The 21,882-nt window shown below is 68.1% G+C and carries 13 protein-coding genes; 1 reads left to right on the plus strand and 12 read right to left on the minus strand.

The genetic code is table 11. The features are described 5' to 3' along the window. Nucleotides 1-7: 7 nt before the first annotated feature. The 10 genes from OHA70_RS00120 to OHA70_RS00165 all read right to left on the minus strand — a co-directional run bounded on the left by OHA70_RS00120 (nt 8) and on the right by OHA70_RS00165 (nt 20,020). Entirely contained in the window at nt 8-5,923 is a 5,916-nt protein-coding gene (locus tag OHA70_RS00120; RefSeq protein ID WP_328327114.1) for an Ig-like domain-containing protein, read from the minus strand. A gap of 102 nt (nt 5,924-6,025) precedes the next feature. Further along, nucleotides 6,026-8,308 carry a hypothetical protein gene (locus OHA70_RS00125; RefSeq protein WP_328327116.1) on the minus strand — a complete coding sequence of 761 codons (2,283 nt, stop codon included), beginning with the start codon at nt 8,306-8,308 and terminating at the stop codon, nt 6,026-6,028. Further along, the gene (locus OHA70_RS00130) at nt 8,305-9,276 is read right to left on the minus strand and encodes a glycosyltransferase family 2 protein (protein ID WP_328327118.1); all 972 of its coding nucleotides are present in this window, start codon (nt 9,274-9,276) and stop codon (nt 8,305-8,307) included. The genes OHA70_RS00125 and OHA70_RS00130 overlap by 4 nt, the downstream gene beginning before the upstream one ends. A gap of 125 nt (nt 9,277-9,401) precedes the next feature. Next, nucleotides 9,402-10,946 (minus strand): gamma-glutamyltransferase, encoded by a 1,545-nt coding sequence (locus OHA70_RS00135; RefSeq protein WP_328327120.1) that lies wholly within the window; start codon nt 10,944-10,946, stop codon nt 9,402-9,404. Between the two features lie 71 nt (nt 10,947-11,017). Further along, on the minus strand, nt 11,018-13,552 hold the full coding sequence (pheT, locus tag OHA70_RS00140; RefSeq protein ID WP_328327122.1) for a phenylalanine--tRNA ligase subunit beta: 2,535 nt from the start codon (nt 13,550-13,552) through the stop codon (nt 11,018-11,020). After that, a complete protein-coding gene (gene pheS, locus OHA70_RS00145; protein ID WP_328327124.1) occupies nt 13,552-14,661 on the minus strand; it encodes a phenylalanine--tRNA ligase subunit alpha in 1,110 nt (369 codons plus the stop codon). The genes pheT and pheS overlap by 1 nt, the downstream gene beginning before the upstream one ends. 295 nt (nt 14,662-14,956) lie before the next feature. After that, nucleotides 14,957-15,112: a hypothetical protein gene (locus OHA70_RS00150; protein WP_328327126.1), complete on the minus strand. Its 156-nt coding sequence runs from the start codon at nt 15,110-15,112 to the stop codon at nt 14,957-14,959. Between the two features lie 508 nt (nt 15,113-15,620). Further along, nucleotides 15,621-17,102 (minus strand): HNH endonuclease signature motif containing protein, encoded by a 1,482-nt coding sequence (locus OHA70_RS00155; RefSeq protein ID WP_328327128.1) that lies wholly within the window; start codon nt 17,100-17,102, stop codon nt 15,621-15,623. A 546-nt stretch (nt 17,103-17,648) separates the two neighbouring features. After that, nucleotides 17,649-18,368: a hypothetical protein gene (locus OHA70_RS00160; RefSeq protein WP_328327130.1), complete on the minus strand. Its 720-nt coding sequence runs from the start codon at nt 18,366-18,368 to the stop codon at nt 17,649-17,651. A gap of 137 nt (nt 18,369-18,505) precedes the next feature. Continuing rightward, the gene (locus OHA70_RS00165) at nt 18,506-20,020 is read right to left on the minus strand and encodes an MFS transporter (protein ID WP_328327132.1); all 1,515 of its coding nucleotides are present in this window, start codon (nt 20,018-20,020) and stop codon (nt 18,506-18,508) included. 55 nt (nt 20,021-20,075) lie between these two features. Here OHA70_RS00165 and OHA70_RS00170 point away from each other — a divergent pair, with 55 nt between their 5' ends. Continuing rightward, nucleotides 20,076-20,636: a TetR/AcrR family transcriptional regulator C-terminal domain-containing protein gene (locus OHA70_RS00170; protein WP_328327134.1), complete on the plus strand. Its 561-nt coding sequence runs from the start codon at nt 20,076-20,078 to the stop codon at nt 20,634-20,636. A gap of 1 nt (nt 20,637) precedes the next feature. On the opposite strand, the gene OHA70_RS00175 is transcribed toward OHA70_RS00170, so the two are convergent. Both OHA70_RS00175 and rplT read right to left on the minus strand, forming a co-directional pair. Then, nucleotides 20,638-21,456 (minus strand): TrmH family RNA methyltransferase, encoded by an 819-nt coding sequence (locus OHA70_RS00175; RefSeq protein WP_328327136.1) that lies wholly within the window; start codon nt 21,454-21,456, stop codon nt 20,638-20,640. A 29-nt stretch (nt 21,457-21,485) separates the two neighbouring features. Beyond that, nucleotides 21,486-21,875 carry a 50S ribosomal protein L20 gene (gene rplT / locus OHA70_RS00180; RefSeq protein WP_328327138.1) on the minus strand — a complete coding sequence of 130 codons (390 nt, stop codon included), beginning with the start codon at nt 21,873-21,875 and terminating at the stop codon, nt 21,486-21,488. Nucleotides 21,876-21,882: the final 7 nt, after the last annotated feature.

Genomic DNA, 21,882 nt, shown 5'->3' on the forward strand with positions numbered 1-21,882 from the left:
TTCCCCACTATTTTTGGCGGCCCCGGCGGGCTATGCCCAGCAAGGTGACGCCCAGACCGACCAGCAACAACGCCAGCGTGAGGAGCAGTACCGACGGGCCACCGGTGTCCGGTAGTGCGGTCCTGTCCAGGCTGGCCTGCGCGGCCGGCTGAGCCCCGATGGTCACCTTCACCTGCGAGTCCACTGTCACGCCATCCGTGTCAGTGACCCGGTACGACTGCTTCGCCGCACCGATGAAGCCCCGCTCCGGAACGAGCCTGATCGTCCCGTCGGTACCGACCGTCCAGACTCCGACGTCCGGTACATCCACCCGCTTCCCACAGGTGGCCGGCCCGGTGGCCAGGCAGACACTGCCCGGGTCCCAGGCCGCGCCCTGAGTCGCGGCGTCGTTCAGGAGGGGGTTGACGACCACCGGGTTGCCAGAGCTGCCGGTACCGCTGTCCGGGATGGCCTTCGACGCGCTGGGAGCACCGACGGTGATCTCCAGGCGTGCCGTGTCCGACGTCCCGTTCGCATCGGTCACCCGATAGGTGAGCGATCTGGTGGTACCGGCAAAGCCCTTCACCGGGGTGTATCCGACGGTGCTGTCCGGGCGGGCGGTGAAGCTGCCCTCGTCCTTGATCGTCACCGAAGTCTTGTCCTTGCCGTCGGCCGGGTCGCGCAACACGACCGAGGTGGGAACCAGGGGCGCCGACGGATCGCCGGCCTTGTCGTTGCCGAGCACCGGCACGCTGACAGCCTGCCCGTACTGCGTAGTCGCACTGTCGTCCGCGGCGACAGGCCGGACGGGAAGCACTGTCACCGATACCGTCGAGCGGGCCGCGTTGCGGTTGCTGTCCTTCACCTCGTACGCCGCCGGCCGCGCGCTGCCCACGAACGCCTTGACCGGGTTGAAGGTCAACTTGCCATCAGCAACCGTATAGGTGCCTTGGTCAAGGACCGTCACCTTGTCGACCAGGTTGCCCGAGGCATCGACCAGGAGGAGCGTGGCGGGGTCGAGGGTCGCGCCGGCTCCTGGCTTGTCGTTGGCCAGCGGGTCGACGGTGACCACGACGTGTTGCTTGGTCTTCGCGACATCGGGCAACGCGACCGGCTTCGCACTGACGGTCACCACGAGGGTCGCAGTACCGGCGCTGCCGTTCTTGTCGCTGACTTGGTAGGTCACGGGCGTCGTCGGGCCGACCCAGCCACCCCAGGGCAGCAGGCGGATCCCGCCGTCGGGCTGGACGGTGTAGGTGCCTTGGCCCTCGACGCGGAGGCTCGTCACCGGGTCGCCGGTCGCGAAGTCGATCAGCCGGACGCTGGCGGGGTCGAGCGGTGCGGTGGCGTCACCGGGCTTGTCGTTCGTCAGTACCGGCACGGTGATCGGGGTGTCGAAGGCGGTCGTGGCCGTGTCGTTGGTCGGGTCGGGGACGATCGGGGTGACCGTCACGGTGACTGTCGACATCGCCTTGTTCTTGGCCGTGTCCGCTACCTGATAGGCGATCGAGCTCGGCCCGCTGAAGGTCGGTACCGGGTCGAAGGTGATCTTGCCCGTCAGGGCGTCGACCTTGTAGGTGCCCTGGCCGGTGATCGTCGCGGTCTTGGCCCAGGCCTTGCCGTCGTACAACTGGACCGTGGTCTTGTCGAGTTCGGCCTCGGTGCCCGGCTCGTCGTTGGCGAGCGGATCGACTTGGGTGTTGAGGTTCTGCTTCGTCGTACCGGTGTCAGGCTTGGCCTCCGGGCCCTTGCCGACGGTGACGAAGAGCAGGCCGTCGGCCGGTGTGCCGTTGGTGTCGCTGACCCGGTACGTCGCCGGCGTGGTCATGCCCTGGAAGTCCTTGACCGGGGCGAAGGTGATCGAGCCGTCCGGCTTGGTGGTGTAGGTGCCCTCGCCGGGTTGCGTGATCGTCTGCTGGTACTTCGTCGCGTCGGCCGGGTCCTGCAGCAGCAGGCTCTTGGGAACCAGCGGGGCGCTCGGGTCGCCGGGCTTGTCGTTGGTCAGCACGTTCAGCGTGATCGGCTGGTTGAACGCTGTGATCGCCGAGTCGTCGACGGTGAACGGCTGGATCGCGGTGACCTCGACCCCGAGTGTCGACGACGCAGTGTTGTGCTGCGAGTCGGTCACCTTGTACTGGATCAGGCTGCCGTCTCCGTGGAAGGCCGGGAGCGGGTCGAACTGGATCGCGCCGCTCGTCTGCACTTCGTAGGTGCCCTGGCCGGGAACCGTCAGCTTCTTGGTGAAGACGGCCGGGGCCGCGGGCAGTTCGGGTGAGGCGATGACCACCGACGAGGGGTCGAGCTTGGCGCCGGTACCGGGTTCGTCGTTCTTCAGGACGTCAACGGTGGTGGTGATGTTCTGCAGGGTGGACGCGTTGTCGGGTTGCGCGGACGGCGGCAGTCCGACGGTGATCCAGACCGTGGCGGTCGCTGTCGTTCCGTTGTCATCGGCAACTTGGTACGTCAGCGCGGTACCGGGTCCGCTGAATCCCGCTGTTGGCTCGAAGGCGATGACGCCGGCTCGTGCGGTGTAGATGCCTTCTTCGGGGATCGTCACGACGGACTTGAACAGCCCGTCGGCGGGATCCTTCAGTTGGAGGCTGCCGATGACGAGCGGCGCGCTCAGGTCGCCGGGCTTGTCGTTGGCGAGCACCTTGACCGTCGCGGTCACGCCGTACGGCGAGGTGGCGGTGTCGTCCTCGGCCGTCGGAACGATCGGGGCCACCGCGATCGTGATGGTCGAGCGCGTCGCCTGGTCGAACCAGTCGGAGACCCGGTACTTCAGCGTCGTCGCCGTACCGGTGAAGGCCGGCAGCGGGTCGAAGCCGACGGTGCCGTCGGGGTTCACGTGGTAGGTGCCCTGGTCCGCGACCGTGACGACCTTCTTCAGCGAACCGTCGGCCGGATCGATCAGTACGACGCTCACTGGGTCGAGGCCGGTGCCTTCGCCGGGCTCGTCGTTGGCCAGCGGGTCGATGGTGACCGGGTTGTCCTGCTTGGTGGTCGCGGTGTCCGGCTTCGCGGTCGGTGGTGGCGGCTTCGCGACGGTGATCGTCAGCGTCGCCGTCGCTCGCGTGCCGTTGACGTCCGAGACTGTGTAGGTCAGCGGCGTCGCGACCCCGGTGTACGTCGGCAGCGGGTCGAACTGCACGTCGCCGTCGGCCACCACCTTGAAGGTCGCTTCACCGTCGACGACGACGGTCGACTTGGGCTGATGCGTCATCGGGTCGATCAGCTTGACGCTGCTCGGCACCAACGGGACGGCCGGATCACCTGCGGTGTCGTTCGAGAGCACGTGCACGGTCACGTTCTGGTCGTACGGCGTACTGGCGGTGTCGTCCGTCGCGTCCGGCTGCACCTTGGTGACCTCGAGGGTCAGCGTCGCCTTGCCGATCGCACCGTTGCCGTCGGCCACTTGATAGGTGATCGGCGTCGCGTGGCCGCTGAACGTGGGGACGGACTCGAACAGCACCCGGCCGTCCGGTTTCACCGTGTACTTGCCCTGGCCGGCGACGACGATGCTGGTGGCCGGGTCGCCGGCCGCTGTTGCTGCGGGCATCGGCAACGGGGTCGACGGCGTGGGTGACTTGGTGGCGGCTGTGATCGTCGCCGGGGTCGGCGGGATCAGCCGGAGGGTGCCCGGTACGAGCGCCGAGCCGGTCGGTCCGGGCTTGTCGTTGTCTAGTACCGGGACGAAGATCGAGCCGCCCTGCAGCAGGGTCGTCTTGTCCGGGTTGGCAACGGGCGGGCCGGGCTCGTCGACCGAGACGGTGAGCTGGGCGCGGGCGGCGGTGCCGTTCTTGTCGAGGACCTGATAGGTCAACGGAGTCGTGACGCCTTGGAAACCCTGGACCGGCTCGAAGGTCACCTTGCCGTCAGCAACCACATAGTCGCCCTGGCGCGCGACCGTCACCTGGTCGACGAGCTTGCCGTCCGCAGGGTCGACCAGCTTGAGAGTGGCCGGGTTCAGCGGCGCCTCGGGTGAGCCGGGCAGGTCGTTGTCGAGGACTGAGATGACGACGTTGGTGTCGAACGGGGTACTGACCGAGTCGCCGAGTGCCTTCGGCGTGATCGGGGTGACGGTGACCGCGATGGTCGACTCGGCGACCTGGCGGGTGCTATCGGTGACCCGGTAGCCGAGGGTCGTCGCGACGCCGGTGAACTGCGGCAGCGGCAGGAAGTCGACGGTGCCGTCGGGCTTCACGACGTAGGTGCCTTCGCCGGGGACGATCACCTTTTTCTTGAAGGTGTCGGCGGCTGCGGTGGTGAAGGCCTTGTCGGCCGGGTCGCGTAGTACGACGGAGGTGGGGTCGAGGGTGACGCCGGGGGCCGGGCGGTCGTTGGCTAGCGGGGTCAGGGCGATGCTGACGTTCTGTTGGGTGGATGCCTTGTCGGGGACGGCCACCGGCTTCGCGGGGAGCGCGACTGTGATGGTCAGCTTCGCGGTGGCGGTCGTGCCGTTGGTGTCGGCGATTCGGTAGGTGACGGGTTTGCCTGGGCCGACGAAACCGGGGACCGGCTCGAAGGTGATCTGGCCGTCGGGCTTGGCGACGTACTTGCCCTCGGCCACGACGTTGACCATGACGCCGCACTTGTTGGCGTCGACGAGGCAGAGGGAGCCGGGCTTCAGCGGGCTGGCCGGGTCGCCGGGGCGGTCGTTGCCCAGGACATCGGTCGTCAGGTCTTCGTTGTACGGCGTGGTCGCGGTGTCGTCGAGGGCGATCGGCGGGGGTGGGGGCGCGATGACGAGTGGATAGTCCTCGACCTCGCCGCTGTCCGTGGCGCCCGTTGGCTTCTCTACCTGGGTTGTCGCGGAGCCGGTGCGGACCCGGGCGTACGTAGTACCGGCGGTTAGTTTGGGGAGGGCTGACCAGGTGAGGGTGGCGGCGGCTTGGCCGGCGGTGAAGGTGGCGCAGGCTCGCTCTGCTGGGTCGAACTTGCCGTTCTGGTTCAGGTCGAGCCAGCCGCAGACTCGGCCGGGCTTACTTGCTCCGGTAAGGGCGACTGTGGCTGTGTAGTCCTTGGCCACGGTCGCGAGTGGCTTGAGGGTGACGCCGTCGTCGGCCTGGTCCTGGGTCGTGGGGCCGGCGGTGCCGTTGCCGATGGTTGCGTTGTCCTCGGTCGCGTCGTCGCCCAGGCGCAGGTCGCCGAGGACCGACCAGGCGGCGCCGTACGAGTTCGGCGCGTCGCCGAAGTCCTCGCCGATGGAGGCTACGAGGGAGAACGCGTCGGCGGAGGAGGGGGTGTTGAACGCGGGAAGTTTTGCGTTCTTGGTGAAGACGGCGGTGAGGTCGAAGGTGATCGACTTGGCGACACCGTTGACCTTGACCGAGCCGCAGGCCGCGGTGGCCGCCGAGTCGGGGCCTTCGCCGGTATCGGTGTTGATGCAGTTCGGGCCGGCGTCGGGGTTGAGGGCGGTGATCGTGTCGCTGCTGACGGCCAGGTTGTTGCCTTGGCCTACCTTCGTCAGGCTGAGCCCGGCGGTCGTGAGTTTGAGGACCGAGTGGAGCTCGGACTGGCCGCTGGTCCGGCCGTTGGTGGTTTCGGTGGCTGCGCCGCCGAGCCCGGCCAAGTGCAGGATCGGGTTGCGGACGGGCTGCGAGAAGGTGATCGTCAGCGAGCCACGGCTGCCGCAGGTGCCGATCGCGGCGCAGGTGCCGGTGTTGACGAGCAGGTCCTGGGCCGGCGTGGTGCGCGCGATGGCTGGGTCGTAGGTCTTCGCCGTACTGCCGCGGACGCCGGCGGTGGTTGCGTCGAGCAACTCGGTCTGGCCGGTGACGGTGATCGACTGAGTGAGGCCGGATCCCGGCATCGTCGCGGTCGCTGTGTTGCCCTGGGCAAAGGGGGCCGACGGCACCTGGTACGCCGAAGCCGTGCCGGAAGCCAGCACGGTGAGACTGAGAACAGTGACGACGGCGGGCAGCCGATGGCCGGACCTCGTCATTCCCACGCCCTCCCGAGCACTCACGTTTCCGCATGCGTCGGCCTCGGGGCGAGCGGGCCAGCGTAGAGCTAACGCGCTACGCCGGTCCGATGTTACGCGGGATCAGCCGGTGAGTTCGTAGATCCGGACGTGCTGCCAGCTGTGTCGGAGTACGGCGAGCTTGTCGAGGTCCGACGAGACGGGTCCACCGAACAGATCGGCGTACACCCAGCGGACGTGGTACTGGTCGCGCAGCTTGGCCAGTACCTCGGCAGTCGGCTCGTAGATTGCTTGATTCGTCAGCTCTACGCGGTCAGGCCAAGGCGACGGCTGCTGGTTGTAGCGCAGGCCGCCGACGCCGTGGTTGGCCATCGCCTGCGAGGTGTAACCCCAGCCTTCGAGGAAGGTCCGGCGGCCGGCGATGCCACTGACGATGTAGCCGCGAGCATCACAGCCCGGCCCTTGCTTACCGGCCGGCCGGCACCAGGTGTTGCTCACGACAACGTCTGTGTCTTTGGAGTTCTTCGCCAGCCAGAGCGCGGCGGCTTCCTCGTCCGGGTAGACCCACCAGGTTGCCGAGGTGAACGTCTGCGCCTGCTTGCCGCCGTTGAGATGCAGGTTCTGTTCGAAGGTCCTTGCCGACGGCACCGCCAATAACGTCAACAGCACCAGCAACCCACCGAGTCCCGCCACCCGAGGCACTCGCTTCACCAGCAACAACCACACGAACATCAGCGCCGCGGTAACTGCCACGACAACAAGCAACGGCCGGGCAACCAGCGCGATCCGGCGTAGGTGCGAGCCGCTGGGCAGGGCATCGGTAGTCAGAAGAATGAAGGCGAAGAGCGCGCCGAGGACGACCGCCGCAACGGCAAGCCACAAGAGCACCCCGCGCCGCCCTGCGGTCGGCGCGTAGGTTCTGGTGATTGTTGCGGCTAGCCAGCCGGCGGCGGCGAGGCTGAAGGGGACTGCGCTGTGGACGAAGTAGGCCTCGCTGATGGAGGGGTGATCTACCAGGAGGAAGCCGGCCCAGCCTGCGATCAATGCGCCGAGCAGGAACCAGGCGATGGGGTCGCGGCGGAGTCCGCGCTTCGCGAGTACGCCATAGCCGACGACTGCTAGCAGCTGACCCGTCAGCATCAGCAGTGCGATGACGAGCACGCCGGCGATGGACAGGAGGTGGCCGGAGGTCAGGGCGGGGAGGATCAGGCCGCCTTCGCCTGCCTGGGTGGTGTCGCGGGTGGCGGCTGCGTAGCCGCCTTGGGTTTTCAGGACGGCTAGGAACTGGAGGCCTGAGCCGCTCGTGCTGCCTGCAACGGTGACCATCGTGCCGACTGCCGCGGCGACCAGCAATGAGCCCGCGGCTAGGAATCGGGTCGGTAGGCGGCGGTCGCGGATGAGAAGGAAGAGCGCGGGCAGGCCCACTGCGCCCACCAGGATTGGGAGGGTGGTCGGCTTGGAGCCGCCGCCGACGACCGCGACGGTAAATGCCAGTAACCACAGGCCTTTGGTGGACTCGCCTTTGAACAGCAGGTGGATCAAGAAGACGGCTGCCGCAGTACCGGCCACCATGCCGAAGGTTTGCGACGGACTGAGCAGGCTCAACGGTGGCGACAGGTTCACCGCGGTGTCGATGAACAGGAACAACTGCGGCCCCGCCAACGCCAGAGCAGCCAGTACGCCGGTCCACCACGCGCGGCTGACCGTCCTGGCGAGAGTGGCGCACACCAGCAAGGCGACGAGCAGCTGCGGCAGCAACCACAGCCGGTAGAGCACGATGATCGGTGAGAGCTTGGTGATGTCCACGGCCGCCGCCATGTCGGCATTCGCGAACCAGTGGTACTCCAGCGACTCCCCCGACACCTGCGGCAGTTGCGGCGGTACGGAGCGCGTGAGCTCGTTCAGCATCGACAGGTGGTACAGCAGGTCTTGGTAGTACGACGTGCCGTCCGGTGGCGCCGGGTGGTACTTCATCGCCCCGAGCACTGCCCCACCGAGCAGCACAGTCGAGGCGATCACCATCCCCCACGTCCACAGCAGCGGCAGCGGCTTGGGGTCGTGGATCCGCCAGTACTTCCGGAGTCGCGGCACGGCGGCGAAGGCGACGAGCGCCAGCGCCGGCCAGATCACCAGCACCCGCTGCCAGCCGAGCGCGGTGAAGATCGCCCACCCCGCCAGCTGGTACGTCGCCCCGACGGCTGACCCGAGTCCGAAGTCCTCGGCCCAGTTGCCCGTACTCCGCCAGAGCGCGCGCAGGATCAGGATCCCCGGCAACGCGACCGCCAGAGCGAAGTACAGGGTGTACTTCGCGATCGGGCCGACCGGGACGTCGAGGGAGATCAGCGCGAGCACCGCAACGACGTACGGAAGCAACCACGGCAAGAGCCGCGGCAGGAAACGCGTCATCTAGCGGAGACCTCATCAAGGGTCTGATGTCCGGCGTCTTCGAGGCTGTCGTAGCCGACGAGGAACTGCGGGCGACGCTGGCTCGACTGGAACAAGCGGGCGACGTACTCCCCCAGCAACCCAAGGCACAGCAACTGGATCGCGCCGATGATGCTGACGGCCAGCACGGTCGAGGTCCAGCCGGGAACGCTGTTGCCGGACAGCTTGATCACCAGCGCGCCGACCGCGAACAGCCCGGACAGCAACCCACCGAGCAACCCGAACCACGTGGCCAGCCGCAGCGGCGCCGCCGAGAACGCGGTCACACTGTCGAACGCGAGCCGGAACATCTTCGACCAGTTGTACTTCGTGACGCCGGCTGCTCGCTCCGCCCGGACATAGGCAACCTCGGCGCTCGGGAACCCGAGCCACGGGATCACCAACCGGAAGACCCGGCCGTCCTCGGGCAGCGAGTTCACCGCATCGATGACCCGCCGCGAGACGAGCCGGAAGTCTGCCGCGTCGAACGGAATGTCCTTGCCGACCAGGCGACACATCAGCCGGTAATACATCCGAGCCGTCGTCCGCTTCGGCCAGGAGTCGCTCGAGCGATCGGAGCGCACGCCGTACACGACGTCGACATCCTTCTCCCGGGCAGTGGCGAGCAACTCGGCGATCACCTCAGGCGGATCCTGCAGATCGGCATCGATGGTGACCAGGTACTTCCCTCTGGCACGCCGGAATCCCGCCGACTGCGCGGCCTGGTGACCCGAGTTGCGGAGCAGGCGCACGACCCGGAGCTGATGCCAGTCGACGGCGGCTTCGAGCAGCATCGAGGCGGTCGCGTCGCGGCTGCCGTCGTCGACGACAAGCACCTCGTAGCTGATGCCGAGGCCGTCCAGCAGGGGGCGCATCCGCTCGAAGAAGATCGGCAGCACCTCTTCCTCGTCGTACATCGGCACGACGACGGAGAGTTCGGGATCCGGCATATCCGGTGGTCCTCCACGACTGATCTGGCTAAGCCCCGTTCAGGCGGATCGGGCGGCCGGGTGGAAAGTACAGGTGGCGAAACTAGCAGGCTCTGCGCCGACTCCCCACTTCGGACCGTGCCCGGTCAGCTGGGTGGGGAGACGGCGGTGGCGCCGGTGCGGCGAGGGTCGCCGACGGCCAGGAGGCCTTCGGTGGGGTCCCAGAAGGCTGCTGCCACGCCGCCGAAGTACATGGAATGGGGTGGCATCGGGCGGGTCGGGAGGTTGGTGGCGAAGCCCGAGACGGCGAGGTCGTCCTCGTAGTCGACGACCACGTCTTCGCGGACGCGGACGTGCAGGCGGGGGTACTCGACTGCTTCTTCGAGCGACAGGCCGCCGTGCGTGTAGAGCGCGTAGACCTGCGCGATCGCGGTCGGGATCCGGTCGGAACCGGGCGAGCTGATCGCCAGTACGGCGCCATCGCTGTCCCTGCGGGCGACGCTCGGCGCCATGTTGGAGGTGAGCCGGGTGCCAGGCGCGAGGCTGTGCGGGCCGCCGTGGACGAGCTCTTGTTCGCCGAGTGCGTTGTTGAGCCAGATGCCGGTACCGGGCGTCATCACGCCGGACCCGTAGCCGGACGAGACGGTGATCGCACAGGCGTCGCCTTCGTCGTCGACCACGGAGACTGTCGCCGTACTGGGTGAGCTCAGCGCGCGCAGATCGCCGGCGTTCGCCAGGTCGAGCAGCTTCTGACCTTCGAGCTGGCGGACATCCTCCTCATCCAGCTCGGCGAGTCGACGACCGAGCACAGCATGCTGTACTTCGATCAGCCGCTCCAGCTCGGATGGATTCCACGCTCCCTGGCCCGGTACTCCGTCGAGCAGCGCGAGGATCGCGGCCGCCGCGACCCCGCCGACGGCCGGTGGCGGGTTGGTCGCGAGGCGCCAGCCGTTCTGCCGGACGATGAGGGCTGGGCGAACGATCGCCTCGTACTGCGCGAGGTCCTGCGCGGTCAGGATGCCGTCGTTGTCGGCCATGTCACGGACGAGCATCTCCGCGAGCTCGCCGGTGTAGAGGGTCTCGGCGCCTTCGCTGGCGATCAGCTCGAGCGCCTCGGCCAGCTCGGGGATCACCACGGTGCTGCCGGCCTTGATCACCACGCCGTCGCCGTCATGCACCACGCCATGGCTCGGCTGATGCCAGCCGAAGATGATCTCGTGGGTGTAGCCGAGGTAGTACCCGGACGTACGGCTGAGCGGGAACCCGTTCCGCGCGACCTCGATCGCCGGACGGAACACCTCACTCCACGGCGCCTTGCCGGAGCGTTCATGGGCAAGCGCGAGCGCCTTCATCCCACCCGGCGTCGCGACCGACCCATGCCCGATGGTCGTCGTCGTGCCACCGCCGTACTCCGTACTGATGTCCCAAACGCCCTGCCCGAACTTGTGCTCCGGCAGCCCACGCCCAGGCATCTCCACCCAGCCGTCGATGGTGACCGCCTCGCCACCCTTCACCTGCAAGGTGACAAACCCACCCGAGGCCGGCGACACGACCCCGATCTCGTTCACCATCGTCACCAAGGTCGCAGCGATAGCAGCATCAACCGCATTGCCACCCTCACTGGCCAACCGCACACCCGCATCAGCCGCAGCCTTGTTAGGCGCCGCAACCGCAACCCGAGGACTACCCATGGTGCGGCCGCTCCACTCTCGTGTTGGGTGCGGCGACCGCGACCCTGGGGTTCGTCATCTGCGGACCTGACTCAGCCGACGCGCTGGACTGCGCCGAAGCGGTCAACGGTGACCTGGACGGCTGCCTGGCGGGCGGCGCTGACCTCGGTTTCGGTGAGGGTGCGGTCGTGGGCGCGGAAGCGGAGCGCGAAGGCGAGCGACTTCTTGCCCTCGCCGATCTGCTCGCCGGTGTAGAGGTCGAACAGCCGGATCGACTCCAGCAACTCCCCCGCACCTTCGACCAGCGCCGCCTCGACATCAGCCGCGGCCACCTCAGCTCCGACGATCAGCGCGACGTCTTCCTTCGCGACCGGGTACGACGAGAACGGGTGCGCCGTCACCGACGCCGGAGCCGCCGCCATCAACGCGTCGAGGTCCAGCTCGACTGCCCCCGACCGGGCCGGCAGCCCGAACGCCTGACACACCTTCGGATGCAGCTCACCGGCATGGCCGATGACCTTGCCACCGACGGACACTTCGGCACAGCGGCCCGGGTGCCATGGCGCCAGCTCGACGTTCCGTAGTACCGGCTTGACGCCGACGACAGCGGCAACAGATCGAGCAACCTGTACTGCGTCCGCCCAGCTCGTGGGCTGACCCTTGCCCCACCAGCCGGTCGGCGTGCGCGAACCGGTCAGCACGACCCCGAGGTGAAGGGGTTGGTCCGGGAGCGCGTCGTACAGCGCCTGGATCTCGGCGTCGCTCGGACGCTGCGCGACGGACGGCAGCGGCGCGGGCTTCGAGTCCGGGCGAGGCAGGAACACCAGCCCGGTCTGGAAGATCGCGAGATCGGTGGCACCACGACCGGCGTTGCGCTCGGCCGTCCGGAGCAAGGTCGGCAGCAGCGTCGTCTGCATCGACGGCTCCTCATCCGACAACGGGTTGGCCAGCTTCACCGTCGTACGCCGGAAGTCGTCCGCCGGCAGCCCCATCGCATCGAAGTCGGCGTCGCCCACGAACGGGTACGACACAACCTCGGTCAGCCCCGCCCCAACCAGCGCGGTCGCAATCCGCCGACGGCGCCGCTGCGAGCTGGTCAGCCCTTGCCCACCCGGCGCCTTCGGCAAGATCGAAGGCACGTTGTCGAACCCGAATAGCCGGATCGCTTCCTCGGCGAAGTCGTTGGGATCCCGCAGGTCGGGCCGCCACGACGGCGGCGTGACGGTCAGCAGGTCGGCTGCGGCAGCCGTGCTACCGCCGACCGCGAACGGCGCCGCCACGGCGGAACCGTTGCTTTGGGCAACCGTGCAGCCGACTGCATGCAGGTGCCTGGTCGACTCCTCGACCGAGATCGGCGCACCGGCCACCCGCGCCGCGTGATCGGCCCGGAAGGTGACCGGCGCCGGCGCCGGGTGCGTGTCGATGACGGTTTCGTCGGTTTGGATGGTGCCGCCGGCCAGTTCGGCCAGCAGGTCGGCGACGCGCTGGGCGGCGTACCGGGGAAGCTGCGGGTCGACCTCGCGCTCGAATCGGCGGGATGCCTCGGACGACAGCTTGTGACGGCGCGACGAACGCGCGATCACGATCGGGTGGAAGTGGGCCGCCTCGATCACCACCTCGGTGGTCGACGCGGAGATCTCGGTGGACGCGCCACCCATCACGCCGGCGATACCGATCGGGCCGGAGTCGTCGGTGATCAGCAGGTCCTCGGTGTCGAGCTCCCGGGTCTGGTCGTCCAGCGTCATCAGCTTCTCGCCGGCCGTTGCCCGGCGTACGACGATCTCGCCGCTCAACCGGGCCTTGTCGTACCCGTGGATCGGCTGCCCCAGCTCGAGCATCACGTAGTTGGTGATGTCGACGCCGATCGAGATCGGCCGCATCCCCGACATGACCAGCCTCTGCTGCAACCACCGCGGCGACGGCGCCGCCGGGTCTATCCCGGTGACCGTCCGCGTCACGAAGACGCTGCAAGCCTCGGCGTCATCGACCCGCACCGGGTAGCCACCCGTCTGCGTGCCGGTGACAGTCAACGCCGCCGGGTCCTTCAGCTCCACCCCGTACGCCGTGGCCGCCTCGCGCGCGACTCCACGGATCGACAGGCAGTACCCCCGGTCCGGGGTCACCGCGATGTCGAGCACGTCGTCGCGCAGCCCGAGCAGCTCGATCGCGTCGGTACCGACCTCGGCCTCGCCTGGCTCCAGTACGACGATGCCGTGCGTACCGTCATCGCCCAGACCGAGCTCCGAGGACGAGCAGATCATCCCGCTCGAGACGTGGCCGTAGGTCTTGCGCGCGGAGATCGCGAACCCGCCGGGCAGCACAGCGCCCGGGAGGACGACGACGACCAGGTCGCCGACCTCGAAGTTGCTCGCGCCGCAGACGACCCATTGCGGTTCGTCGTTGCCGATGTCGAGCGAGCACCAGCGGATGGTCTTGCCGTTCTTCTGCGGCTCCGGCTCGTAGCTGAGCACCTTGCCGACGACGAGCGGACCGGTCAGGCCGCCGCCCGCCTCGTCGACGGTCTCCACCTCGAGGCCGGCGCGGACCAGCTTCTCGCCGACCTCGCGACCGGTCACACCGGCCGGCAGCTCGACGTACTCACGAAGCCATGACAGTGGGACCCGCATCAGATCTCCATCCCGAACTGGCGGCTGAACCGCACATCACCCTCGACCATGTCCCGCATGTCCTCGACGCCGTTGCGGAACATCAACGTCCGCTCCAGCCCCATTCCGAACGCGAACCCGGAGTACCGGTCGGTGTCGATCCCGCAGGCCTGCAGCACGCGCGGGTTGACGACACCGCAGCCGCCCCACTCGATCCAGCCCTCGCTGCCACACGTCCGGCACGGGCGGTCGGGGTTGCCGACCGACTCGCCACGGCAGACGAAGCACTTGAGGTCGACCTCGGCCGACGGCTCGGTGAACGGGAAGAAGTTCGGCCGCAGGCGCGCTTCCAGACCCTCGCCGAACATCGAGACGACGAAGTGGTCGAGGGTGCCCTTGAGGTGCGCGAGCGTGATGCCCTCGTCCACGACCAGGCCCTCGACCTGGTAGAAGACCGGCGTGTGCGTCGCGTCCAGCTCGTCGGTGCGGAACACCCGGCCGGGGCAGATCACGTAGATCGGCGGCTTCCGGGTGAGCATCGATCGCGCTTGGACGGGCGACGTGTGCGTACGCAGTACGGTGCCGGAACCGGGCGGGTCGATGAAGAACGTGTCCTGCATCTGCCGCGCCGGGTGGTCGGGCTGGAAGTTCAGCGCGTCGAAGTTCAGCCACTCGGCCTCGACCTCGGGTCCCTCGGCGACGTCCCAGCCGAGCGCGGTGAACACGTCCGCGACCTGCTCCGAGATGAGGCTCAGCGGGTGCCGGGCGCCGAGCTCCGGGCTGTGCCACGGCAGCGTCACGTCGACGCGCTCGGTGGCGAGCATCCGCTCCTCGTGCTCGGCCTCCAGTACGGCGAGCCTGGCGGCGAACGCGTCGTTGATCGCCTTCCGCGCCGACCCGATCCGCTGCCCGGCCTCCTTGCGCCCCTGCGGCGGCAGCGCCCCGATCTCCCGGTTGGCCAGCGCGATCGGCGACCGCTCTCCCAGATGCGCGACCTTCGCCTCCTGCAACGCGCTCAGATCGCTCGCCTTGGCGAAGGCGTCCAGAGCCTCATCACGCGTCCGTTCGACCTCGTCGGCATGCAAAGGTGTGACCTCGACGGGGTCATAATTCTTGTTCGGACCGGACATGGCTCTCTTCCCGGGGTAGCTGATACCTGAAACTGCTCAAAGCAGTCTAGGAACCCCAGGCCCCAGACCGTGAATCGGTCGTCCACAACCCGTCCCCCACGCAGCCCCGCCACGCCCGCTCGTACCCCGCGTGCTGGTTCGACCGCTCCCGCCCAACCGGCGGTGAACGCTCCTCCGTTGCGCGAACGCGACCACAGTCCACCACCCAGGTCGGCAAGGTACTGGCGTTTCCCACCCGGGGCGCGGTCAATGGCGGTCAGGCGCGATCTGTTGCGCCGGGCGAGCGGCGAAACCGTCAGAGCTGCCTCAGCGAGCCGTTGCCGAAGTCAGTCTTGATCTTGGAGCGGCAGGACTCGATCCAGCCATCGACCCGGGTGCAGCCGGCCGTCCGGTTGTTCAAGGCCTGCCGCAGGATCGAGAAGGCCGCCCGAACTTCGCCCCGGATGCCCATGATCACCGCTCGACTTCCGGCGGTGAATGGTGGCCGACTCTGAGCGGTGGTCAGCTCTGAGCGCCAGCGCTCGGCGACCGCCATGCTCGTGCGGCGACGTCGGCACCACCTCGAGTCCGCTACCGACGAGGAGCCGGGCGTTGTGAGGTTGTCGCGCGTGGGAGCCGCGGCCAAGCAGCAGCGGCTCACCTCGGTCAATTCCGCTGGCGTCTGCTGGGCGGGCGTTGCTGGGTTGTGGTTCGCCCGGTCGGTGTTGCTGGGCCGGTGTTTGCCGGCCTGGCGTCGACGGGATGTACCAACCGGTGCCAGGTGCCCGGGCTGCGGGGCCGGGCGGGCTGTGGGTGCTGGTGGGCTGTGGGTGCTGGCGGGCTGTGAGTGCTGGCGAGGCGCGGGTAGGCGGTCGGGACGTGGGTCGGAGCGTCCAGCCGTTGGGCTGGGCGCTTGGTGTTGGGGGCGGCGGGGGCGCCGTGGCGGAGCTCGCTGCGTTCTACCCGAGCGTCGGGGCGGGCTACGGGCCCGCGGAGGGGGTGCCGGTTTCGCCCCAGGGGTTGAGATTGGCGGCGTATTCGGGGGTTAGCCAGGACAGGCCAGCTGCTGCTGGGGACATCGCCGAGGAGGCGGCTGGGGAGAAGGTCGTAGCGGCGTAGGGCGAGCGTGGGTGGTCGGGGTGGGGCGTAGTGCTGCCGGCGGGCCAGGCTGGTGCAGATCCTGTCGAGGCGGCCGTGGTCGCCCACGATGCGGTAGCAGTCGAGGGGGCGGCGTCGTTGAGGTTGGTCATGTTCAGCGGGAGTTGGGTTAGCCAGGGGTTGGGGTTGGTCGGGGTGGGGATGGTCCAGTCGGGCCGGGTGATGTGGACGACGCCTGCGGTGATGGTGACCGACCAGTGGCCGGCGTGGACGGCGCGGTGGTGGGCGCCACACAGCAAGACCAGGTTGGTGATCGAGGTGGGGCCGCCGTCGACCCAATGCACAACATGATGAGCGTGGCAATGCGACGGTGGGGCTTTACAGATGACGCAGCCTTTATCGCGGCGGTTCAAGGCCCGGCGGATGTAGCGGGTGACGAACCGGTACTCCATCCCCACATCCAACGGCTGAGAATCCGTACCCAGAACGATCGGCAACACCGCCGCGTCGCAAGCGAGGAGCCGCACGGCGGAGGCGGAAATGTTGTCACCGAAAACGAGTTCGCCCACAGCTGCCGAGGTGAGTGCCTTCAGGTCGGTGAAGTCGATAGTGACGGTCAGATGCGGGACGCCAGGGATACCAGTCGTTGGGTCGGCGCCGGTGGCGATGTCCAGAATCGTGGTTAACGCGTCGGCCTGACGCTTCTCGTGGGAGCGCGGGTCGAGTTCACCGTCCACTGTGCGGTGGGGTTTGGCCAGGTCATGGATCGCGGTCTTGAACAGTTCCGCGTTCGCGCCGGCCAGGTAGCCACCGAACTTCACGCCATGGTCGGCAGGACGGATCCACAGCTTCTCGTTCTGATACGCCTCTTCCTCAGCCGGTTCTGGGCCGTCGGTGTCGAGGCGGTCCAGGACCTGACGGCCGAAATCACGCAAACCACTCGGCGTGACGTGGCGCGCGGCCTCGATCATCTGTTCCTCGGCGACCCGCAGCGCCTCCAACGGCACGGTCGAGGGCGCCTTCTCCAACGTGTTCACGATGACTCTCGCGTGATCCGAGGTCAGACCGGTCGGATCGTCGCCGGCCACGGCGAGGGCTGCGGTGACGGCTTCGTAGTTGGGGAGGTTCTTGAGGAATTTGAGGTCGCTACGAATGTCGGCGGGGTCGCGGCGGTGGCGTAGTTCGAGGAGTTCGATGGTGTTGCGGGCGTCGAGTTCCTTGGCCAGGCCGCGGGACTCGACCTCGCCGAGGAGCTCGAGGCGGTAGGAGCCAAGAGTGTTCAGGGCAGCTTCGACCGTGTCCAGAGTGACGATCACTTCGCTGTCGCTCTGGAGGTACGCGGGTCGTAGCTGCGAGATCTCCATGGACACAACCCTAGACACCGCCACCGACAGTTTCCGAAGCCGGGAACCCCTTGTTTGTAAGGGATTCGTGAATGGCCGGATTCGGTCAGGTTGTCCACAGGGGAGGGAGATCTGTGGATGAAGGGAGGGGCGTAGGGATCTGCCCCGAGGTGCAACTGAGCTGCCCGGGAAATGGCCTGCTCTGGAGGGCCGGTCCTCTGCAGGGCGGTGGGCATGACGGGAGGAAGGCGGCGACCTAACCGACTGAGCGATCCCACTCGGTCAGTTCGCCGAAGCTGGTCGTGCGCAGCCTCGTCAAGCAGCGCGGCGGAAGGACGCACCCTCGGGTGGGTGGGGTATTACGTGGGCGGCCGAACCAGGGGCCCCTCTCTGCAGGGCAAGGCCTCTGGGGCGAAAGTCTTGTCCTAGCCGGCCGTTACGGGCGACGGGCGGGTATGCGCTGCCCCTCGGCCGGGACAAGGGGCCGAGGGGCGAGCTCATTGGTTGATCGCGCTAGAGGTGGTCGGGCGCAATGTTGTCGGGCAGCGCAACGGAGGGGTGTGGGGGTTATTCGAGCAGGCCGAACCAAGGGCCTTTGGCCATTTCGGTTTCGATTACTTGTCTGTCGCCGGGGTTGGCTACCAGGGCTGTCAGTTCGATGGCGCGGGTCCGCTCGAGGCGGGCGGCGGGTAGGGAGCCTGTGGCGGCTAGGGCTCGGGATAGGGCTTCTCGGGCGAAAGGCTCGTCCCAGTCGGACATCTGGTCGGGGTGGGTGAGGACCAGGTCCAGGCAGCGTTGGGCGTGGTGGAGGCCGAGAGGGCCGCGGCCGATTCGGAGGGCTGCTCGGGCTATCAACTGTTCGCCGCGGGCGTGGTTTGCCTCGTTGCCGGCTTCTAGCCAGTGGAGGCAAGCCGCGTAGGCGCCGTAGAGGAGTCGTTCCTGGTCGGCCAGCGGGCTGGTTTCGTCGATCTGGTCCATCAGGTCCCAGGTCTCGTTGTTGAGTTCGACGCCGAAGTAGCGGTGGAGTTCGCGGCCTTCTACGAGCTCGGTGGCGACCTTCTCCATCAGTTCGGGCCAGCTGGGCAGGCCGTGTTCGCGGGCGATCGTGAGTTGGGCGTCGCGCAGGGTGAAAGCAAGAGGGTCGACCGCGTTTCCCCGGTACTCCGGGTGGTGTGCCCGGACTCGCTCGATCGCGTCCGGGCGGGCCTTGGCGACGGCCTTGCGGAGGTCCTTGGCACGGGTGCGGAGCTGGCTGAGGCTCGCCTTGGCGGGTAGTTCGGTGGTCATCGACTGATCCTTCCGGGCAGCCCGCTCCGCTGAACCAGGCCGTCCCGAAGGGTTCGTCGGCCATCGCTCACAAATCGAAGAACCCAGGTGCACTCGGTGCTTGCCGCGGAGAAGAGGCGCCCTGGCGCGCGCTGCGCCTACGCTGACACGGCCCGCTCACTCTCGTCAATCTCGGCTTCAGCAGAAGGCCGGCGCGGCAGCACCAGGAATGCCACCACAGCACCACCAAGTGCACCGGCCAGACCGACTGTCATCGCGATCGACATCGCATCGGTGAAGGCGGCCCGTGCGACCTCGGAGAACTGCGGGCCGAGGGCAAGCGTCGAAGCGATCGAGTCGCGCCCAGCCAGAGGTACGGAGTCCGGCAGCGCAGCCGTATAGGCAGCGGCAAGCACACTCCCCAGTACGGCGACCGACAGCGCCGCGCCCGTCTGCTGCACGGTGTCGTTCATCGCCGACCCGACCCCGCGATGCTCAGCCGGTACCGCCTGCATGAGCAACGTGTACGCCGCTGGCCCGGCCAGCCCGCCGCCGACTCCCATCACCAGCAGGCCGGCGATCAACAGCCCGTACCCCGATGACGCGGACACCTGCGACAGGATCCCGAAGCTCACCGCGATGACGGTCAGCCCGACCACGATCAGCGTCCGATCGGCCAGCTTCTTGCCCAGCGTGGCGCCGAGACCGTTGAAGACCGTCGCGGCCACGGCGTACGGGATCAGCGCCAGGCCGGCCTTCAGGGGGCTGTACCCGAGTACGAACTGCAAGTACTGCGTCAACGCCAGCAGCAACCCACCCGCCGTGAACGACAGCAGCACGATCGACAAGCTCGTCCCACTGAAATTGCGATCCCGGAAGAGCCCCAGCGGCACCATCGGATGCGCGCTCCTCTTCTCCCACAAGGCAAAACCGGCCAGCGCCAAGACCCCGACCCCAAGTCCACCAAGCACCCGAGCCGACCCCAACCCGTCCGCAGGGATCGAGATGATCGCCCAGACGACAGCGCCCATGCCGATGATCGAGAGCACGGCGCCGACCGGATCGACAGCCCGCGCCGGACCGCGCGACTCGGGGATGAACGCGAGCGTCCCCACGAGAGCGACCATGGCGATCGGCACGTTCAGCCAGAAGATCGAACCCCACCAGAAGTGGTTCAGCAGCACCCCGCCGACCGTCGGCCCGACCACGACGCCGAGCATCGCGACCGCCGACCAACCGGCCATTGCCTTGCGCTGCTCTTCCGGCGGGAACACGGTGAACAGCAGCGACAGCGTGCTCGGCATCAGCAACGACCCACCGACGCCCATCAGCCCGCGGCAGGCGATCAGCTGCCAAGGGCTGGCGGCCAGAGTCGCGAGCAGCGACGCCGCGCCGAAGAGCACCAGCCCGAGCAGCAGCATCTTCCGCCGGCCGAACCGGTCAGACAGGCTGCCCGCCGTCAGCAGCAGCCCGGCGAAAGCCAGGATGTAGGCGTCGATCACCCATTGGATGTCCGCCGGAGTCGCGCCCAGATCGCGCATCAGCGACGGGATCGCCAGGTTGAGCACGGTGTTGTCGACCACCAGAACCAGCAGGCTCAGGCAGAGAATCAGCAGGATCCACCAGCGACGCGGGTGTCCTGTAGCGGTTGACTCGAACGCTGTACTAGTCACTCGCACACTGTACGACAGACTCGTACACCGTACCAGCGAAGGCTAGGATCAACCCATGGACTCGATCTGGACCCGCGAACGGCCGGCACCGGCGCGCGAGACGCTCAGCCGGACGCAGATCGTCCAAGCGGCGATCGAGCTCCTGGACACCGAAGGCCTGACCGGCCTGAGCATGCGCAAGCTCGCGGCCAGACTCGACTCCGGCGCGACCAGCCTCTACTGGCACGTCCAGACCAAGGACGACCTGATCGAACTGGTCATCGACGAGGTCTACGGCGAGGTCGACATGCCGGAGCCCGAGCTGGCCGGCTGGCGGCCCGGCGCGATCCTGTTCGCCCACAGTCTCCGGGCGGCGATCATGCGGCACACGTGGTTGCCGGAGGTCATCTACACCCGGCCGAGCCTCGGGCCGAAGGCGATGTCACTCGGCTCGCGCGGACGCGTGCTGTTCGGCGCCGCCGGGTTCGCCGACCGTGAGGTCGACTATGCGATGGGCGCGGTGATGTCGTATGTGATCGGCGCGGCCCGCCGGGCCGGCGACATGATGCAGAACGAAGCCTTCGCCTTCGGCCTCGACAGCCTGCTCGACGGCCTCAACGCCCGCCTCGGCAAGTGATTCAGTCCGTACGCCGCTGAGCCCGCGCCGACGCATAGAGGCAGACCGCCGCCGCTGTCGCCAGATTGAGTGACTCGGCGCGACCGTAGATCGGGACCTTCACCGAGCGGTCGACGATTGCGTCGAAGCCGTCAGGCAGCCCATGCGCCTCGTTGCCGAACAGCCAGACCGACGGCTTGGCGAGCGTGCCGTCGTCGATGCAGTCGTCGAGGTCGGAGGAGCCGTAACCGTCAGCGGCAAGGACCTGCAGACCCTGTTCCCGCCAGGACTTGGCGGCGGTGACGATATCGGCCTCGACCGTGATCGGCAGGTGGAAGAGGCTGCCGACGCTGGCGCGGACGGCCTTGGGGTTGTGTGGGTCGACCGACTCGGCCGACAGTACGACGGCATCCGCGCCGGCCGCGTCCGCAGTACGGATCAGGGTGCCGACGTTGCCGGGGTCGCGGACCTGGACGCCGACGGCAACGAGCCGAGCTGTCGGCAGTACGGCATCAGCCAGCGGTACGTCGACCAGCTGGCAGACCGCGACGACGCCTTGCGACGTGACCGTCTCGCTCAAGGCCTCGATCGCGGCGCGGTTCACGTCGTACCAGGGCACCTCGGCGATGTGCGCGAGATCGCGCAGGTCGCGGTGCCGGGTGGCGACGTCGGGCTCGGCGTAGACCTCGACCACCAGCTCGCGGTGTTCGAGGGCCTCGCGGACGGCCTGTGGTCCCTCGGCCAGGAAGCGCCCGGACTTGCGCCGGAACGCACGAGTGGCGAGCCTGCGGGCCTGCTTGATCCGCACGGATTGCGCGGTCAGCAGACCTGGGCTCGCCACTCGGGGTGCTATCGGAGAGATGCTGCGGCTCAGGCCGCGGCGTCGCTCTTGGCGTTGACATCGGCCGGCAGGGCCGCCTTCGCCAGCGCGACCAGCGCCGAGAACGCCGGAGCGTCGTTGACGGCCAGGTCGGCGAGGATCTTGCGGTCGACCTCGATCTCGGCCAGGCGAAGACCCTGGATGAGACGGTTGTAGGTCAGGCCTTCGGCGCGGGCCGCGGCGTTGATCCGCTGGATCCACAGCTTGCGGAAGTCGCCCTTGCGCGCCTTGCGGTCCCGGTAGGCGTAGACGAGCGAGTGGGTGACCTGCTCCTTGGCCTTGCGGTACAGCCGCGAGCGCTGGCCGCGGTAACCGCTGGCCTGCTCGAGGACGACGCGGCGCTTCTTGTGGGCGTTGACTGCCCGCTTCACGCGTGCCATGAGGTGT

Origin of the sequence: Kribbella sp. NBC_00382 (assembly GCF_036067295.1) — a bacterium.
Classification (GTDB): domain Bacteria; phylum Actinomycetota; class Actinomycetes; order Propionibacteriales; family Kribbellaceae; genus Kribbella.

Excerpts from the sequence above, each read along its gene's own strand:
- OHA70_RS00120 (WP_328327114.1), bottom strand. The coding sequence starts at position 5,923 with ATGACGAGGTCCGGCCATCGGCTGCCCGCCGTCGTCACTGTTCTCAGT.
- OHA70_RS00125 (WP_328327116.1), bottom strand. The coding sequence starts at position 8,308 with ATGACGCGTTTCCTGCCGCGGCTCTTGCCGTGGTTGCTTCCGTACGTC.
- OHA70_RS00130 (WP_328327118.1), bottom strand. The coding sequence starts at position 9,276 with ATGCCGGATCCCGAACTCTCCGTCGTCGTGCCGATGTACGACGAGGAA.
- OHA70_RS00135 (WP_328327120.1), bottom strand. The coding sequence starts at position 10,946 with ATGGGTAGTCCTCGGGTTGCGGTTGCGGCGCCTAACAAGGCTGCGGCT.
- pheT (WP_328327122.1), bottom strand. The coding sequence starts at position 13,552 with ATGCGGGTCCCACTGTCATGGCTTCGTGAGTACGTCGAGCTGCCGGCC.
- pheS (WP_328327124.1), bottom strand. The coding sequence starts at position 14,661 with ATGTCCGGTCCGAACAAGAATTATGACCCCGTCGAGGTCACACCTTTG.
- OHA70_RS00150 (WP_328327126.1), bottom strand. The coding sequence starts at position 15,112 with ATGGGCATCCGGGGCGAAGTTCGGGCGGCCTTCTCGATCCTGCGGCAG.
- OHA70_RS00155 (WP_328327128.1), bottom strand. The coding sequence starts at position 17,102 with ATGGAGATCTCGCAGCTACGACCCGCGTACCTCCAGAGCGACAGCGAA.
- OHA70_RS00160 (WP_328327130.1), bottom strand. The coding sequence starts at position 18,368 with ATGACCACCGAACTACCCGCCAAGGCGAGCCTCAGCCAGCTCCGCACC.
- OHA70_RS00170 (WP_328327134.1), top strand. The coding sequence starts at position 20,076 with ATGGACTCGATCTGGACCCGCGAACGGCCGGCACCGGCGCGCGAGACG.
- rplT (WP_328327138.1), bottom strand. The coding sequence starts at position 21,875 with ATGGCACGCGTGAAGCGGGCAGTCAACGCCCACAAGAAGCGCCGCGTC.